Source organism: Pseudoalteromonas sp. Ld20 (genome assembly GCF_045064175.1).
GTDB lineage: Bacteria > Pseudomonadota > Gammaproteobacteria > Enterobacterales > Alteromonadaceae > Pseudoalteromonas > Pseudoalteromonas neustonica.
This window is the reverse complement of the sequence record NZ_JBISHB010000036.1, coordinates 89,384-107,340: the sequence shown is the minus strand read 5'-3', so window position 1 is coordinate 107,340 and position 17,957 is coordinate 89,384. Positions and strand designations below refer to the sequence as shown.

General features: G+C 40.1%; 14 protein-coding genes. 6 read left to right on the top strand and 8 right to left on the bottom strand.

Annotated elements, in window-relative coordinates; genetic code table 11:
* Positions 1–10: 10 nt before the first annotated feature.
* From ihfB to gyrA, 6 genes are all read right to left on the bottom strand, one after another.
* Positions 11–298, bottom strand: coding sequence for an integration host factor subunit beta (gene ihfB, locus ACJJVX_RS13095; protein WP_016707218.1), 288 nt, complete (start codon positions 296–298; stop codon positions 11–13).
* A gap of 62 nt (positions 299–360) precedes the next feature.
* Positions 361–2,028, bottom strand: a complete 1,668-nt coding sequence (gene rpsA, locus ACJJVX_RS13090) for a 30S ribosomal protein S1 (protein WP_029216020.1) — start codon at positions 2,026–2,028, stop codon at positions 361–363.
* A 95-nt stretch (positions 2,029–2,123) separates the two neighbouring features.
* Positions 2,124–2,834, bottom strand: coding sequence for a (d)CMP kinase (gene cmk / locus ACJJVX_RS13085; protein ID WP_054453454.1), 711 nt, complete (start codon positions 2,832–2,834; stop codon positions 2,124–2,126).
* Between the two features lie 107 nt (positions 2,835–2,941).
* Positions 2,942–4,219, bottom strand: a complete 1,278-nt coding sequence (gene aroA, locus ACJJVX_RS13080; RefSeq protein ID WP_405631801.1) for a 3-phosphoshikimate 1-carboxyvinyltransferase — start codon at positions 4,217–4,219, stop codon at positions 2,942–2,944.
* On the bottom strand, positions 4,219–5,301 hold the full coding sequence (gene serC, locus ACJJVX_RS13075; protein ID WP_405631799.1) for a 3-phosphoserine/phosphohydroxythreonine transaminase: 1,083 nt from the start codon (positions 5,299–5,301) through the stop codon (positions 4,219–4,221). The genes aroA and serC overlap by 1 nt, the downstream gene beginning before the upstream one ends.
* A 130-nt stretch (positions 5,302–5,431) precedes the next feature.
* The gene (gyrA, locus tag ACJJVX_RS13070; RefSeq protein WP_054203625.1) at positions 5,432–8,128 is read right to left on the bottom strand and encodes a DNA topoisomerase (ATP-hydrolyzing) subunit A; all 2,697 of its coding nucleotides are present in this window, start codon (positions 8,126–8,128) and stop codon (positions 5,432–5,434) included.
* A 179-nt stretch (positions 8,129–8,307) separates the two neighbouring features.
* Between gyrA and ubiG the strand changes: the two genes are divergently transcribed.
* The 5 genes from ubiG (at position 8,308) to yfaE (ending at position 13,836) form a co-directional block, all read left to right on the top strand.
* Entirely contained in the window at positions 8,308–9,018 is a 711-nt protein-coding gene (gene ubiG / locus ACJJVX_RS13065; protein WP_054203624.1) for a bifunctional 2-polyprenyl-6-hydroxyphenol methylase/3-demethylubiquinol 3-O-methyltransferase UbiG, read from the top strand.
* Positions 9,018–9,701 carry an HAD family hydrolase gene (locus ACJJVX_RS13060; RefSeq protein WP_054453449.1) on the top strand — a complete coding sequence of 228 codons (684 nt, stop codon included), beginning with the start codon at positions 9,018–9,020 and terminating at the stop codon, positions 9,699–9,701. The genes ubiG and ACJJVX_RS13060 overlap by 1 nt, the downstream gene beginning before the upstream one ends.
* A gap of 380 nt (positions 9,702–10,081) precedes the next feature.
* Positions 10,082–12,364, top strand: a complete 2,283-nt coding sequence (gene nrdA / locus ACJJVX_RS13055; RefSeq protein WP_405631794.1) for a class 1a ribonucleoside-diphosphate reductase subunit alpha — start codon at positions 10,082–10,084, stop codon at positions 12,362–12,364.
* Positions 12,365–12,433: 69 nt separating this feature from the next.
* Complete coding sequence (gene nrdB / locus ACJJVX_RS13050) at positions 12,434–13,564, top strand: class Ia ribonucleoside-diphosphate reductase subunit beta (RefSeq protein WP_054203621.1); 1,131 nt, start codon at positions 12,434–12,436, stop codon at positions 13,562–13,564.
* Positions 13,564–13,836, top strand: coding sequence for a class I ribonucleotide reductase maintenance protein YfaE (yfaE, locus tag ACJJVX_RS13045; protein WP_054203620.1), 273 nt, complete (start codon positions 13,564–13,566; stop codon positions 13,834–13,836). The genes nrdB and yfaE overlap by 1 nt, the downstream gene beginning before the upstream one ends.
* A gap of 31 nt (positions 13,837–13,867) precedes the next feature.
* On the opposite strand, the gene ACJJVX_RS13040 is transcribed toward yfaE, so the two are convergent.
* Complete coding sequence (locus ACJJVX_RS13040) at positions 13,868–14,395, bottom strand: YaeQ family protein (RefSeq protein WP_054453443.1); 528 nt, start codon at positions 14,393–14,395, stop codon at positions 13,868–13,870.
* 149 nt (positions 14,396–14,544) lie between these two features.
* Here ACJJVX_RS13040 and ACJJVX_RS13035 point away from each other — a divergent pair, with 149 nt between their 5' ends.
* On the top strand, positions 14,545–16,953 hold the full coding sequence (locus ACJJVX_RS13035) for a TonB-dependent receptor (RefSeq protein WP_405631790.1): 2,409 nt from the start codon (positions 14,545–14,547) through the stop codon (positions 16,951–16,953).
* A 377-nt stretch (positions 16,954–17,330) separates the two neighbouring features.
* Here ACJJVX_RS13035 and ACJJVX_RS13030 read toward each other — a convergent pair whose 3' ends face one another.
* Positions 17,331–17,948: an FKBP-type peptidyl-prolyl cis-trans isomerase gene (locus tag ACJJVX_RS13030; RefSeq protein WP_054203617.1), complete on the bottom strand. Its 618-nt coding sequence runs from the start codon at positions 17,946–17,948 to the stop codon at positions 17,331–17,333.
* Positions 17,949–17,957: the final 9 nt, after the last annotated feature.

The following is a 17,957-nucleotide window of genomic DNA, read 5'->3' as shown; positions in this document are numbered from 1 at the left end:
AACTTAATAACTAGGCAATACTCGCATTTACACGATCGCGTAATTCTTTGCCTGGTTTAAAATGTGGTACATGCTTACCTTCTAACTCAACAGTATCGCCTGTTTTAGGGTTACGACCTGTGCGAGGTGAGCGAAAATGTAATGAGAAACTACCAAAACCACGAATTTCTATGCGATCTGAGCTTGATAATGAGCCGGCCATTTGTTCAAGAATTTCTTTAACAGCATTTTCAACATCTTTCACAGGGACATGTGCGTGTTGCTCGGCTAATTGTTCTATCAATTCTGACTTAGTCATAACGTTTCCTTAAAAAGAGATAAAGGAAGGGCAACACTGCCCTTCCAATTAAGACTGATTAATTAGTCTTTTTGTGCATTTGCGAAAGCAGCTGCCATTGCGTTTTCAAACACTGGCTCTTCTTTCTTAAGCTTTTCTAGTACTTCTTTCTCTTCTGCTTCGAAAAGAGCTTTAACTGAAAGGCTTAAAGTGCGGTTCTTACGATCAACACCAACATATTTCACTTCAATTTCGTCGCCTACAGAAACAACAGTAGTTGCATCTTCAACGCGCTCTTGAGCGATATCAGCTACACGGATGTAACCTTCAACGCCTTCGATAAGTTCAACAGTTGCGCCTTTCGCATCAACTTCAGTCACTTTACCTTTAACAATAGCACCTTTTTTGTTTGCATCAAGGTAGTTATTGAATGGGTCAGCTTCGATTTGCTTAACACCTAGAGAGATACGTTCACGCTCTGGGTCAACTTGCAATACGATAGCAGTGATTTCGTCGCCTTTCTTGAATTCACGTACAGCGTCTTCGCCAGGTGTATTCCAAGAAATGTCTGAAAGGTGTACAAGACCGTCAATACCACCGTCAAGACCGATAAAGATACCGAAGTCAGTGATTGATTTGATCTTACCAGTAACTTGATCGCCTTTGTTTTGAAGACGAGCAAATTCTTGCCAAGGATTAGCAATACATTGCTTAAGACCAAGTGAAATACGACGACGTTCTTCGTCAATTTCAAGAACCATAACTTCAACAGTGTCGCCAAGGCTAACAACTTTTGAAGGATGGATGTTCTTGTTAGTCCAATCCATTTCAGAAACGTGTACTAGACCTTCAACGCCTTCTTCGATTTCTACGAAGCAACCGTAATCAGTAAGGTTAGTTACACGACCAGAAAGTTTAGAACCTTCTGGGTAACGACCAGCGATAGCTGCCCATGGATCTTCGCCAAGCTGTTTAAGACCTAGAGATACACGAGTTTTATCTTTGTCGAATTTAAGAACTTTAACTGCGATTTCGTCGCCAACATTAACGATTTCTGAAGGGTGCTTAACACGCTTCCACGCCATATCAGTAATGTGTAGTAGACCATCAACACCACCAAGGTCAACGAATGCACCGTAGTCAGTAAGGTTCTTAACGATACCTTTAACTTCTTGACCTTCAACAAGGTTAGCAAGAAGCTCTTCACGTTCTTGTGAGTTTTCAGATTCGATAACTGCACGACGTGAAACAACAACGTTGTTACGTTTTTGATCAAGCTTGATTACTTTAAATTCAAGCTCTTTGCCTTCAAGGTGAGTTGTGTCACGTACTGGACGAACATCAACAAGTGAACCAGGTAGGAAAGCACGGATTGAATCAACTTCAACTGTGAAACCGCCTTTAACTTTACCGTTGATAACACCAGTAACAGTCTCTTGCTCTTCACATGCTTTCTCAAGACGGATCCATGCTTCGTGACGCTTAGCTTTCTCACGAGAAAGGATAGTTTCACCGAAACCGTCTTCAATTGCATCTAGTGCAACATCTACTTCGTCGCCAACAGCAACTTCTAGTTCACCAGCAGCATTTTTGAACTGCTCTGCAGGGATAGCACTTTCTGATTTAAGACCAGCATCTACAAGTACAATGTTGTTCTCGATTGAGATAACTGTACCTTTAACAATAGAGCCTTGCTCTGCTTCAAAACCCTTTAAGCTTTCTTCAAATAACTGCGCAAAATTTTCTGACATACGAATATACGTCTCATATATTATTACCAATTAGCAACCATGCTGCATGGGGTTGTTAAAATAGCACTGGCATCCTGCTGGTGCATAAAATGTGTTTAGTTTCGTTTAGGAAACTTACCTTCAGATATTGCAATATCGATTAAAGTTATAACTTTATCAAATACTTGCTGAGCATTAAGCTCGCTAGTATCGAGTTCAATTGCATCATCTGCAGGCACAAGCGGCGCAACAGCACGATTCATATCGCGATCATCACGTGCTTTAATGTCTTCTAATAGACCACTTAGTGTAACATCAAGACCGCGCTCATTCAACTCAACAAAACGTCTACGAGCACGTTCTTCTGCACTTGCGGTTAAATATATTTTCAATGGCGCATCTGGAAACACGACAGTGCCCATATCTCGGCCATCTGCAACTAAGCCATTTTCTGTGCGAAATGCGCGCTGGCGGCGTAATAAGGCCTCTCTAACGCGTGGTAACGCTGCAACTTTTGACGCTGCAGCACCAACCTCTTCATTACGTATTGTAGTTGATACGTCTTCGCCTTCAAGAATAACTTTTCCAGCATTTGTTTGACTATCCACTAAAAATTGCACATCTAAATTGGCAGCTAAAGGCACTAATGCCTCTTCATTGTCCAATGCAATTTGATGGTGAAGTGCAGCCAGTGATAAAACACGATAAATAGCACCACTGTCTAATACATCCCACCCTAATTTCTCGGCTAACAAGCGACAAACAGTTCCTTTACCTGAACCACTTGGGCCATCAACGGTGATTACGGGCATTAATAACGCCTGCATTTAAACCTCCTTCAATGCACACCAAAATAAAACCGCCATATTATACGTCAGATAATTAAATTTATCCGCTTTTTGTATGTAACTTTTTATATCAACAACGCTGTACCTTAATGACTTACTGACGCTAGGGTCTTGAAAAATGTCGGAAATGTTTTATAGGTACATTTAGGATCATTAATTGTAATTGCTTTTCCACCTACTGCTACCATAGCAAAACACATGGCTATCCGGTGATCGTCGTATGTATCAATTGCAACGTCATTAAAGTGTGTTGGGGGGATAATTTCGATAAAATCTTCCCCTTCAACAACTTCAGCCCCGACTTTACGAAGCTCAGTTGCCATTGCATGTAAGCGGTCAGTTTCCTTTACGCGCCAATTATAAATATTACGAATAGCTGTAGGGCCATCTGCAAATAAAGCCACTGTTGCAAGTGTCATCGCTGCATCAGGAATAGCGTTGGCATCTATGTCTACACCTTTCAATTGCCCTTTGCGAACAACTAAGCGCTCATCATACCAATCAATTTTAGCACCCACCTGCTCCATCACTTTGGCAAAACCAATGTCACCTTGCACTGATTTAGCACCAACGCCTTTGATTTCTATTTCACCACCTGCAATCGCAGCTGCAGCTACGAAATAAGAGGCTGATGACGCATCACCTTCAACCATAATGCGTTCAATCGCTTGGTATTGCTGTGCGCCTTTTACGATAAAGGTTTTGTAATCATCATTCGCTACTGCAATACCAAAACGTGCCATTACATCGAGGGTAATATCAATATAAGGTTTTGAAACTAACGCGCCTTTAATTGTGATCTTGGTGTCACCACTGAATAAAGGGGCTGCCATTAATAGCGCGGTTAAAAATTGACTTGAAATACTGCCGTCAATTTCAACCTGTCCGCCCTTAATCTGTCCACCCACGATTTTTAGTGGCGGATAATCTTTATTTTTTAAATAAGTTACATCACCGCCAAGCGCTTGCAGTGCATCAACCAAATGACCAATAGGTCGCTCTTCCATGCGCGGTTCACCAATTAATTCGTACTCGCCTGATACAGCAGCAAGTACGGCCGTTAGAGGACGATACGCTGTACCAGCATTACCAAGAAATAATGGCTCTGATGGGGTTAATAATTGCCCGCCAACACCTTTTACTGTTGCAACTGTTTTATCATCATTGAGGCTTACACCTACACCCAATAATTTTAATGCGCCTAGCATGTGGCGAATATCGTCACTGTCCAATAAATTTTCAACAACCGTTGTACCTTCAGCAAGTGCTGCCAATAATAAAATACGGTTTGATAAACTTTTTGAGCCAGGTAATGTCACGCTACCATTTACGTTATTAATTGGCTCTAAACGTAGTTGCTCCATTAGCTGTTCTCCTTGGCAAACTTTGCCATGAAATCAACTAAAGCCTGTACACCGGCAAGTGGCATTGCGTTATAAAGACTCGCGCGCATGCCACCAACAATACGGTGTCCCTCAAGGGCTAGTAAACCAGCTTCTTTAGCGTGTGATAGAAATTGCTGATTCAAACTTTCATCGTTTAACCAAAATGGTACATTCATGCGTGAACGACAGTGTTTTGCCACTTTATTGTTATAAAATGGCGACTCGTCAATAAAACCATAAAGTAATTCGGCTTTTGCAATGTTTTGCTGTTCCATGGCTTTAACGCCACCATTTTGCTCAAGCCATTCGAACACTTCCGCTGCTAAATACCATGCAAATGTTGGCGGTGTGTTATACATACTGCCTTGCTTAACCTCTAGCGCGTAATCAAATACACCAGGTTTAGCTAAGCCTTGGCGCTCTAACAAGGTTTTACGGATGATGACAATGGCTAAGCCTGATGGACCAATATTCTTTTGCGCGCCAGCATAGATTAAATCAAACTTATTGACGTCAAATTCACGAGATAAGATCGTTGATGACATATCTGCGATTATGGGTGCAGTAGGATGACTTGGTACGTCAAATACTTCGATACCATCAATGGTTTCATTAGGGCAATAATGAATGTATGACGGATCAGCGGGGAATTGCCATTCGCTCACTGGCTTGATTGAAAATTGCTCATCACTATCATTACGTACATCAAGCTCTGTCACTTGTGTAAATTTTAATGCCTCAGTTACTGCGCCTTTTGACCATACGCCGTTTTCACAATACACGGCGGCTTTGTCATCGAGGTGCAAATTTAACGGTACTGCAGCAAATTGACCGCGACCACCACCGTGCATAAATAATATTTCAAACTCGTCACTAATATCCATCAAACGGCGTAGACTTGCTTCACATTTTGCTGTGAGCGCTAAAAACTCTTTACTTCGGTGGCTTATCTCCATCACCGACACACCTAAATCTTGCCAATCAACAAATTCTTTTTGTGCTTTTGCCATTACTTCTGGCGGCAACATTGCAGGCCCCGCACAAAAATTATATTTACTCATTACCTTTCCTCATTCCAGTAATTTAACAATAAGAGTGTATATTTATCCCCGTATCTGGGGATTAATATTATTGCTCAGTTTTATTTTAACAATAAAAAAAAGCGGCCAAAGCCGCTTTTATTTATTAATGCTATTCTGCTGGAGGGTTATCCCCAGCGTCATCATTAACAATCTCGACTACTTCAACGCTTTCGCCTTCGATAGCTTCAAGCTCATCGATTTCAATTTCTTCGATACGTTGTAAACCAACTACTTGCTCTTCGTCAATAGTTCTTATCAAAATAACACCTTGGGTATTACGCCCAACTGTAGAAACTTCGTTAACGCGAGTTCGTACTAAGGTTCCACGATTAGATATAATCATGATTTCATCGTTATCATCAACTTGAACTGCACCAACAACAGCACCATTACGCTCACTTACTTTGATTGATACCACACCTTGAGTCGCACGACTCTTCGATGGATAATCTTCAAGTAAAGTACGCTTACCGTAACCGTTTTCAGTTACTGTTAAGATAGCACCATCTGTCTTAGGTACAATTAATGAGACAACACGTTGACCTTCAGGCATTTTAATACCACGAACACCCGTTGCTGTACGACCCATCTGGCGTACACCTTTGAACTTGATTTCTGGCTTACCATTTTCATCAAGTACTGGGTTACCATTTTCATCTAATACTGGAGATTCTTCAGCTTCTTTAAAGCGAACAACTTTACCAGCATCAGTGAATAGCATGATCTCGTTGCTTCCATCAGTGATGTCTACACCAATTAAGCTATCACCATCATTTAAGTTAACGGCAATAATACCGCTAGCACGTTGACGGCTATACGCTGTCAGTGGTGTTTTCTTAACTGTACCAAATGCAGTTGCCATAAAGATGTATTTATCTTCTGCATATTCACGCACCGGCAAGATTGCTGTGATACGTTCGTCAGCCTCAAGCGGCAGTAAGTTTACAATTGGCTTACCGCGGGCAGCTCGGCTAGCAAGCGGTAATTGATACACTTTAAGCCAATATAAGCGACCAGCTGTTGAGAAACACAGAATCGTATCGTGCGTATTTGCAACTAATAAACGTTCGATGAAATCTTCATCTTTCATCTTCGTTGCTGACTTACCTTTACCACCACGACGCTGTGCTTCGTAATCAGATAATGGTTGATACTTAACGTAACCTTCGTGAGAAAGTGTAACTACTACGTCTTCTTCAGTGATCAAGTCTTCTAAACTGATATCATGCGCTGCGGCATTGATTTCCGTACGACGTTCATCACCATATTGCGCTTTAATTTCAACTAGCTCATCGCGGATAACTTCCATTAAACGCTCTGGTGTAGCAAGAATATATAAAAGCTCAGCAATTAAATCTAATAACGTTTGGTATTCGCTTAGAATCTTTTCGTGCTCAAGACCTGTTAGCTTATGTAAACGCAAATCAAGGATAGCTTGGGCTTGTTGCTCAGAAATATAGTACTGACCATCACGAATGCCTAAGTCATCAGCTAACCAATCAGGACGCGCTACATTTGCTTCACCCGCTTTTTCAAGCATGGCTTTAACATTACCTAGTTCCCACGGACGCGCAGCTAAGGCAATTTTTGCTTCAGCTGGGGTTGGCGAGTTACGAATAAGTTCGATAATTGGGTCAATGTTTGCAAGTGCAATCGCTAAACCTTCGAGCATGTGTGCACGATCGCGAGCTTTACGTAAATCAAATACGGTGCGGCGCGTTACAACTTCACGACGGTGAATAATAAACTCTTCAAGCATTTCTTTTAAATTGAAACACTTAGGTTGATTATTAATTAAGGCAACCATGTTCATACCAAACACAGTTTGTAACTGAGTTTGTGCATAAAGGTTGTTTAGAATCACTTCACCTACATCACCACGTTTGATCTCGATAACGATACGCATACCGTCTTTATCTGATTCATCACGTAATGCACTAATACCTTCAATCTTCTTATCTTTAACCAGCTCTGCAATCTTTTCGATTAAACGCGCTTTGTTTACTTGATAAGGGATTTCGTGAACGATAATCGTTTCACGATGAGTTTTTTCGTCGACTTCGATTTCTGCACGTGCACGCATGTACACTTTACCGCGACCGGTTAAATAGGCTTGTTCAATGCCTTTTTTACCATTAATAATTGCCGCAGTTGGGAAATCTGGCCCCGGAATATAATCCATTAACTCAAGGATTGTTAAATCAGGGTTTTGAATAAGGGCTAAACAACCATTCACAACTTCAGTTAAGTTATGAGGCGGAATGTTTGTTGCCATACCTACCGCAATACCCGATGAACCGTTTACTAATAAGTTAGGAACTTTCGTAGGCAATACGTCAGGAATTTGCTCTGTACCGTCGTAGTTAGGTACAAAATCAACCGTTTCTTTTTCAAGATCGGCCAAAAGCTCATGAGACATTTTCGCCATACGGACTTCCGTATAACGCATTGCTGCTGCTGAGTCACCATCAACTGAACCAAAGTTACCTTGGCCGTCTACTAGCATATAACGTAATGAGAATGGCTGTGCCATACGTACGATCGTGTCATACACAGCGCTGTCGCCATGGGGATGGTATTTACCAATTACGTCACCAACCACACGGGCTGATTTTTTGTAAGGCTTATTCCAATCATTATTAAGCTCGTTCATAGCAAACAAAACGCGGCGGTGAACAGGTTTTAAACCGTCACGTACGTCTGGTAATGCTCGTCCTACAATTACGCTCATCGCGTAATCTAAATAGGAGTTTTTTAACTCGTCTTCAATATTGACTGGCAGAATTTCATTGGCGAAATCAGTCATTTGATATCACATTCCTTCAGTATTTACCCCTAAAGTGCCACATACTGGGCGCTTGCGGGTATTTAGTTATTATTACCAAGTCATGCTACCACAATTTATTTATATTTACAGGCGCTAAATCTTTGCGATTTATTAATTTCCCCCTATATAATGGCCTCAGATTGACGAGGAAGCTTTTTATGACCGAACATCAAAATGTAGATAACGCAGAAATTGCAAAATTTGAAGCCATTGCCGAACGATGGTGGGACCGAGATGGAGAATTTAAACCTCTTCATGAGATCAACCCGTTACGATTAGACTTCATAGCCGACAAAGCCCATGGTTTGTTTGACAAAGAAACACTCGACGTAGGCTGTGGTGGTGGAATTTTAAGTGAAAGTATGGCGCGAATGGGCGCACACGTGACCGGTATTGATATGGGTCAAGAACCATTAACCGTGGCTAAATTGCACAGTTTAGAAACAGGTGTAAATGTTGAGTATATAAAAATACCAGCAGAAGAGTATGCAGCGCAGTACCCTGCTCGCTTTGATACTATTACCTGCATGGAAATGTTAGAACATGTACCTGATCCCGCTTCTATTATCCATGCCGTTGCCAAACTAGCCAAACCGGGTGCGGATGTATTTTTTTCAACCTTAAATAAAACCCCAAAAGCATATTTGTTTGCCATTGTTGGCGCAGAAAAGTTATTAAAAATGGTGCCAGAGGGAACTCACGACCACAAAAAATTTATTAAACCTGCACAACTTATTGCATGGGCAGAGCAAGCTGGATTAAAAGTACGTGCCAGCGCTGGCCTTAGTTATAACCCGCTATCAAAGCAATACAGCTTAAATACCGATGTCAGCGTTAATTATATTTTGCACTTTGAGAAACTGGCGTAATGGCTGACTCTAAAACAGCAACGCCAGTTATTAGCTATGATGCCTTTATTTTTGATTTAGATGGCACACTACTGGACACCGCAGATGATCTAGGCGCAGCGCTTAATAGCGTACTCGTTGATCATGATCAACCACAGGTTTCGGCTGACATCTATCGTCCTGCAGCTTCTAATGGTGCCATGGCGCTGCTGGAAGCCGGGTTCGGCCAGCAGTGGCATGCTCACCCAAAGCAAGGTGATTTACGCCAGCAATTGTTAAATGCTTACGCAAATAATATTGCAACGCATAGCCACTGTTTTTCTGGTATAGCGTCTTTATTAATTGCTCTTGAGCAAAAAAACATTAAATGGGGAATAATGACCAATAAACCTGGCTTTTTGACCACCCCATTAGTTTCAGCGATTACTGAATTAAAAGGCGCGCAAGCGGTTGTCAGTGGTGACACGTTAGCAGTAGCCAAGCCTTCCCCATTGCCGCTACTACACACCGCTAATTTATTAGGTGTTGAACCAACTCGGTGTTTATACATAGGTGATGCACAGCGTGACATTGTCGCAGCCAAAGCTGCAAACATGCACAGCGCTACGGCATTATGGGGATATATCCCTAGTGTAGCTGATGCAATAGGCTGGCAAGCTGATTTTAATTGGTACTCCCCTATTGATGCTTTTAACCATATATAGTGCCTAGCTAATTTTTAACCACTACATATTGTGATTGTGTTAATTTTTGTGCATTGATTGCTGATAAAAAAAGCAGCAGAAATTTATTTTTAAAATGAGATAATTTACTCAATCTGGAGTTGATTTTTATAAATTTCATTTTAATCAGAAGGTCAAAGGTTAATGCCCACTAACACAATCATGTTATCCCAACCTTATCCACAATCAAGGGTATTTATGTACCTTGCAAAAGATCGCAGACCACTCTATCTTGTGACCTAGAATTTGATAAGCACCAGATGTTGTGGCTAAGACTTATACAATTAAATTCTCGTTAAAGTAGAATTAACACAATAAAAATTTTTTTAGAAAATATTTCCTCAAGGAATACAGGCAAAATTATGAACCAACAGCTATCTGTAAGCAAACGTGACGGCCGCAAAGAGTCACTTGATTTAGATAAGATCCATCGCGTTATTGCTTGGGCCGCCGAGGGTCTAAAAAATGTCTCTGTCTCGCAAGTTGAATTAAAATCACATATTCAATTTTATGACGGTATTCGTACCGAAGACATTCATGAAACCATCATTAAAGCGGCAGCCGATCAGATCTCTAAAGAGTCTCCTGATTATCAGTACTTAGCTGCACGTTTAGCTGTATTCCACCTACGTAAAAAAGCATATGGTCAATTTGAACCACCTCGTTTATATGATCACATTGTTAAGCTAGTTGAAGACAAGCGCTACGACGCTCACTTACTGGCTGATTACACAGAACAAGAAATTGATGCATTGGACGAGTACCTTGATCATGGACGTGATTTAAACTTCAGCTACGCTGCGGTTAAACAACTTGAAGGTAAGTATTTAGTCCAAAACCGCGTTACAGGCGAAATCTATGAGAGCGCGCAGTTTTTATACATTTTAGTAGCCGCCAGTCTGTTTTCAGATTACCCAAAAGAAACACGTTTAGATTACATTAAACGTTTTTACGACGCAGTTTCATTATTTAAAATTTCATTACCAACACCAATCATGGCCGGTGTACGTACGCCGACACGTCAATTTAGTTCATGTGTACTTATTGAGTGTGGTGATAGCTTAGATTCTATCAATGCAACATCATCCGCGATTGTAAAATACGTATCGCAACGTGCAGGCATTGGTATTAATGCTGGTAGCATTCGTGCACTTGGTAGCCCTATTCGCAATGGCGAAGCCTACCACACCGGTTGTATTCCTTTTTATAAGCACTTCCAAACAGCCGTTAAAAGCTGCTCGCAAGGTGGTGTGCGTGGTGGTGCAGCCACTTTATTCTACCCGCTTTGGCATTTAGAAGTTGAAAATTTATTAGTACTTAAAAACAACCGTGGTGTTGATGATAACCGTGTACGTCACCTTGACTACGGTGTTCAGTTTAATAAACTTATGTACTCGCGTTTAATTAAAGACGATTACATCACGCTCTTTAGCCCATCAGACGTGCCTGGTTTATATAATGCATTTTTTGAAGATCAAGATGAATTTGATAAATTATATGTGCAGTACGAACAAGATGACTCAATTCGTAAAAAACGTATTAAAGCCATTGAACTGTTTTCAATGTTTGCACAAGAGCGTGCAAGTACAGGCCGTATTTACTTACAAAATGTAGATCACTGTAATACGCACAGCCCGTTCATTGCTAAAGTTGCGCCTATTCGTCAATCTAACTTATGTTTAGAAATAGCGTTACCAACTAAGCCGCTTAACAATGTAAATGATGAAGAAGGCGAGATTGCTTTATGTACTTTGTCAGCATTTAACTTAGGTGCGATTGAGTCACTGGATGAGCTTGAAGAACTTGCAGAGCTGGCTGTACGCGCCCTTGATAATCTGCTTGATTTCCAAGACTACCCAGTCCCTGCTGCAAAAAATGCAACCATGGGTCGTCGCACATTAGGTATAGGCGTAATCAACTACGCTTACTATCTTGCTAAAAATAGTAAGCGTTACTCTGATGGCAGTGCTAACGCATTAACGCACAAAACATTTGAAGCAATTCAGTACTACCTAATGAAAGCATCAAATGAACTTGCAAAAGAACGCGGTGCTTGCCCTAAATTTAACGAAACAACGTATTCACAAGGTATTATGCCAACAGATACGTATAAGCGTGATTTAGATAAAATCTGTGATGAGCCATTGCATCTAGATTGGGACACATTGCGTGCCAATATTAAACAGTATGGTATGCGTAACTCAACGTTATCTGCGTTGATGCCGTCAGAGACATCATCACAGATTTCAAACGCAACGAATGGTATTGAGCCTCCTCGCGGGCATATCAGTGTAAAAGCCAGTAAAGATGGTATTTTAAAGCAAGTTGTGCCTGAGTATGAGCGCCTAAAAGATAGCTACGAGTTATTATGGGATATCCCATCAAACAAAGGTTATTTAGAACTTGTTGGTATTATGCAAAAATTTGTTGACCAAACAATTTCTGCAAACACTAATTATGATCCAAATAAGTTTGAAGGGGGTAAAGTACCTATGAAGGTGTTACTACAAGACTTACTAGGTGCATATAAACTAGGAGTTAAAACACTTTACTACCATAATACACGTGATGGTGCTTCTGATATGCAAGACGAAACACCAGAAGTGGAAGATGATGATTGTGCAGGCGGCGCATGTAAAATCTAATCGATTATAAATATAAATTTGAAGCGGGCTTTACGCCCGCTTTATCCTGTTCGTTTTTTGAGTGATCTTATGTCTTATACTACTTTTAGCCGAAACCATAATAACCAACTACAAGAACCGATGTTTTTCGGCCAAACCGTTAACGTATCGCGTTATGATCAACAGAAGTACCCTATTTTCGAAAAATTAATTGAAAAACAACTTTCGTTTTTTTGGCGCCCAGAAGAAGTTGATGTAAGCAAAGACCGCTTAGATTTTCAAGCCTTGCCAGATCACGAAAAACATATATTTTTAAGTAATTTAAAATACCAAACTTTGCTTGATAGTGTACAAGGTCGATCGCCTAATGTTGCATTACTGCCAATTGTGTCTATTCCTGAGCTTGAAACTTGGATTGAAACATGGGCATTCAGTGAAACAATTCATAGCCGTTCATATACACATATTATTCGTAATGTAACCCAAGCCCCTGAACTTATTTTTGACGATATCGTCAGTAATGAAAAAATTAGTGAACGTGCTGATGCGGTAACTAAATATTACGACGAGTTAATTAATAAAGTTGCCGTATACAACTTATATGGTGAAGGTAAGCATGTGCTTAACGGTGAAACCGTTAATATCAGTTTATTTGAGCTTAAAAAACTTTTGTACCTTGCCATGATGTCAGTGAATATTTTAGAAGCGATCCGCTTTTATGTTAGCTTTGCTTGCTCATTTGCATTTGCTGAGCGAGAGCTAATGGAAGGTAATGCAAAAATAATAAAACTTATTGCCCGTGATGAAGCACTGCATTTATCTGGTACACAACATATTCTTAATATTATGCAAGATGGCAAAGATGACCCTGAAATGGCTATTGTAGCCGCACAGTGTCGTGAAGAAGCAATTCAAATGTTTGTTGATGCTGCTGAGCAAGAAAAAGAATGGGCTGAGTATTTATTTAAAGATGGATCCATGATTGGTTTAAATAAAGATATTCTTTGTCAATACGTAGAATACATTACCAATGCACGTATGATTGCAGTTGGCCTACCTGCACAATTTCCGAGTAACAGCAATCCAATTCCTTGGATCAGCTCATGGCTTGTTTCTGATAATGTACAGGTTGCCCCACAGGAAGCCGAAATAAGCTCATACCTTGTTGGCCAAATTGACTCGCAAGTAGATGCGTCTGACTTTGGTGATTTTGATCTCTAATGTCTGTACAAAAAACTGCAAAGGTTCACCTTGCAGATGACAGCCAGTGTTTTGACTTTAATACTGGCTGCCCTTCTCTTTTAGACTGTTTAGAACAAAACAAATTAACTGTGCCCTATCAGTGCCGCGAAGGCTATTGTGGTGCCTGTAGGGCAACGCTTATTGATGGAACTGTTAATTATAACCAAGAGCCTTTAGCGTTTGTCAGAGAAGGCGAAGTATTACTGTGTTGTTGTAAACCAAATGGCAGTATTACCCTGAGTTTTAAATGATTAAAAGACGAGATATAAACATTGGTACGTTTTAGTGCCAATCAAATTTATTCGTTTCATAGCAATGATCTTTATCGCTTATCATCAAACTTGTGTCATCTATTATAACATCCCAGCTTAAGTTTCTCGTTAAGCCAGCCCGTATATCATCAATAAACTGCTGATCAATTTCAATAATATGGCTGTTTGAAAAGAAACTCAATCGTGTCTGAACATCCGCTAGCCAATCAGTATTGGCGGCGGTCAATATAAGAAGCTCATCAACATTTTTGGCTATTTTAATTAGCTGCTCTGCATCGGGCTTATCAACACTTAGCCATGTCTTATAATGCTCGTCTAAGGCTTTAATACTAACGTCTGGCGTTAGTTTATCAAATTGCTTATTTATCACCGCATCTTTATCATAAGATAGCAGACAGTAACCAAGTAGCTTTAAAATAAAATGCTCTAAGCTCTCATTCTTAACTAAAGCCGTAGTGAACACTTCTTGGTGGTTCCGTTGCTGGCGCAAATCAGCAATAGTAAACCGAGCTTTAAAAACGCGGGTTTTATCACTCATTGCAAATACCTATGATCGGCTACTTAAAAGTAAGTATAGCGGATATAAAAATTTAAGCGGATTATTAAAAGTTATGGTATAACATTATTGATCCACTTTATTGTTGGTGTTATATTATATCACAACATAATCATCACGATGTAGTACCCATGATCCGACATTCATTAATTTCCACTGCAATAATCACTGCCCTTAGTTCATTTTCCGCTCATGCTGGCATTATCAAAGGCCAAGTATTAGATACTAATAATCAACCAATTAGTCAGGCCGATGTACATATACACGGGAAAACACAATCAATTAAAACTGATGACAATGGTCAATTCAGTATTAATGTTGATGCCAATAGTCAATTACACATAAGTAAAAGTAATTACATTGATGCACGTATTGCAGTAAATGAAGCTAGCTCGGCTCTAAATATTACACTCACCCCAACGTCTGTTGAAACGATGGTCGTATATGCGTCAGCTTTGCATAAAAACAGCTTAGAAATGATTTCGCCAGTGAGCGTACTTGCTGGTGATGAATTACGTAACAAAGCTAAACCAACCCTAGGTGAAACTCTCAAGGGAATTCCTGGCGTAAATGCCAGTTATTTTGGTCCGGTATCATCAAGTCCAATTATCCGTGGTTTAGATGGCCCGCGCGTTAAGATCACACAAAATGGATTAGACAGTAGTGATGCGTCACGCATTGGTCCTGATCACGCGACCTCAAACGATAGTTTAGCTGCAGAACAAATTGAAGTTTTACGTGGACCTGCAACCCTACTCTATGGGTCAGGTGCGATCGGCGGCGTGGTAAATGTTGTTGATAACCGAATTCCGACTGATAACATTGAACAGCTAACTGGTGCTGTTGAATACACCCATGACACGGTTTCAAATGCTAATACGTATGCAGCAAAACTGGAAACAGGTCACAACAACTTTAATTTTCATTTTGATGGTACAAAACGTACTGGTGATGATTATCAAACGCCGCGTTTTGATTTACCCGAAGAAGAGCACGAAGATCATGACGGCCATGAAGAAGAAGAACATGAAACCGCAACATCTGTAGAAAACACATTTATTGATAGTCAAACCGTTAATTTTGGTACCAGTTATGTGGGTGAACATTTTACTCTTGGTTTGGCTTACGGACGTATTGATACTGACTACGGTATCCCTGCACATGAACACCATGAACACGAACACGATCATGAGCTCGGCCATGACCACGAAGATGGTGAAGAAACGCCAGTTTATGCACGTGTAGAGCAAGATCGCTGGCAAGGTCTTATGAGCTATGCGTTGCATAATAATTGGATAGAAACGATTAACTTACGTGTTGGTTATACTGACTATCGTCATGCTGAAATTGAAGATGGTGCTATTGGTACTATTTTTAGTAACGAAACTACAGAAGCACGATTAAACATTGAGCATAAGTTTGCTAATTGGCACGGTATGGTAGGTTATCACTTTAGCGATTCTGACTATGACGCTAATGGCGAAGAAGCATTTACTCCAGCCAGTAAAACAACCAGTCATGCAATCTTTATTTTAGAAGAGCAGCAAATTGGTGATGTTACTATTGAGTTTGGTGCACGCTTAGAAGATTACACTATTGATAGCGCAATCGCAGACCATGACCATGACCATGACCATGACCATGACCATGACCATGACCATGACCATGATGAGTCAAACGCACAAACACAGCTATACAGTAAAAGTTTCACTAATTTAAGCGTCTCTGCAGGTGGTATTTGGCAGTATACGCCAGGACAAAGTATCGCACTAAGCTTATCTCATTCTGAACGAGCACCGCTTTCTGCTGAATTACTTTCAAATGGTGTTCATATTGCCACCGGCACCTATGAACTTGGCCTAGGCTATGAAATTGAAGAAGGTGAGATTCACTTTGAGCCAGAGGATATAAAGCAAGAAACATCAACTAATATTGATTTAAGTTTTAGACGCTTTAGTGGTGATTTTGGTTATACCGTTAACTTTTTTTATAACGATATTGAAAATTTCTATTATCAGCAAAATACGGGTCTAGTCTTCGATGAAGAGCATGGTTTAGAAGCTGCAGAAGAAGGTCACGAAGGTGACATGACTGTATATCAATTTGTAAGCAAAGATGCACAATTATATGGTCTAGAATTTGATGCGCATTACAAAATAAATTCAAATGCGATGATCAAGCTTTTTGGTGATTCTACAACGGCCAAGCTATCTTCTGACGATAATAACTTACCGCGTATACCTGCGAACAAGTTAGGCTCTGAGTTACAATATAATCTTAATGATTGGCAGTTTAGCTTAACCGGCACACATTATTTTGAACAAAATGACATTACCGCTTATGAAACTGCAACTGATAGCTATACATTATTTGATGCACAAGCAAATTACCAATTAACCGTTGGCCCTGTTGATACACAATTTTATATCAATATAGATAATATTACAGATGAATTAGGCTTTGTTCACAGCTCTTTTATCAAGGATAAAGCCCCTCTACCTGGTCGTAATTTTAGAATTGGTGTACGTGGTTACTTTTAATACCAATCTGGGTCGATATGGGGTCTATTTAATGACAAGTAAATTGCGTTATAACGAGGACGTGTTGACCTTTTGTGATTAATTTTGCAGCAGTATGTTTGGCATTTAGGCAAGGCAGCGCCTATGGTGTGGGTTGTTCCCCATAAATAGGCGATAACGCAGTATAAATGCCAAACATGCGCTGCCCAAAGGGTTCTTCCTAAGCAAAAATTTTTATATCCAGTGGTTCTAAATTAAAAATTTTTAACGCCGTTATAGCGTGATTTACTTCGTTAAATTGTTCAAATGTTTATGCAGATTAGTATAATATTACTTTGTAACAACAAAAAGCCGCGCTAATAAATATTAGCGCGGCTTTTTAATATCAAAATGTCTAATTAAAGAATTTCGATTAACTCAACATCAAAAATAAGCGTTGAGAAAGGAGCAATTGCAGCGCCAGCACCACGTTCACCATAAGCAAGCTCATGAGGAACATATAAACGCCATTTTGAGCCAGTGCCCATCATTTGTAATGCTTCAGTCCAACCTTTGATCACGCCACCTACAGGGAACTCAGCAGGTTGACCACGCTCATAAGAGCTATCAAAAACAGTACCGTTGATTAATGTACCATGGTAATGAGTACGTACAGTTGATTCTGCCGTTGGCTTAGCGCCTTCACCAGCAGTTAATACTTCATACTGTAAACCAGACTCAGTTACTGTGATTTCAGAACGTTTTGCATTTTCTTCTAAAAATGAAATGCCTTCAGCAGAGAGTACTTTTGACTCTTCTTCACGACGTGCTTGAATTTCTGTATTGATTTTTTCGAATGCAGCTTGGATCTCAGGGATCTCGACTTGGAAGTCGCTACCAGCATACGCATCTTTCATGCCTTCAAATACTGAATTTAAGTTTAAACCTTCGAATGGATTAGCTTTAAGTTGCTCACCCATTTGTAAGCCAATACCGTAACTTGCTTTTTCAGCATCTGTAGTAAAATTATCTGACATAATGTGTTT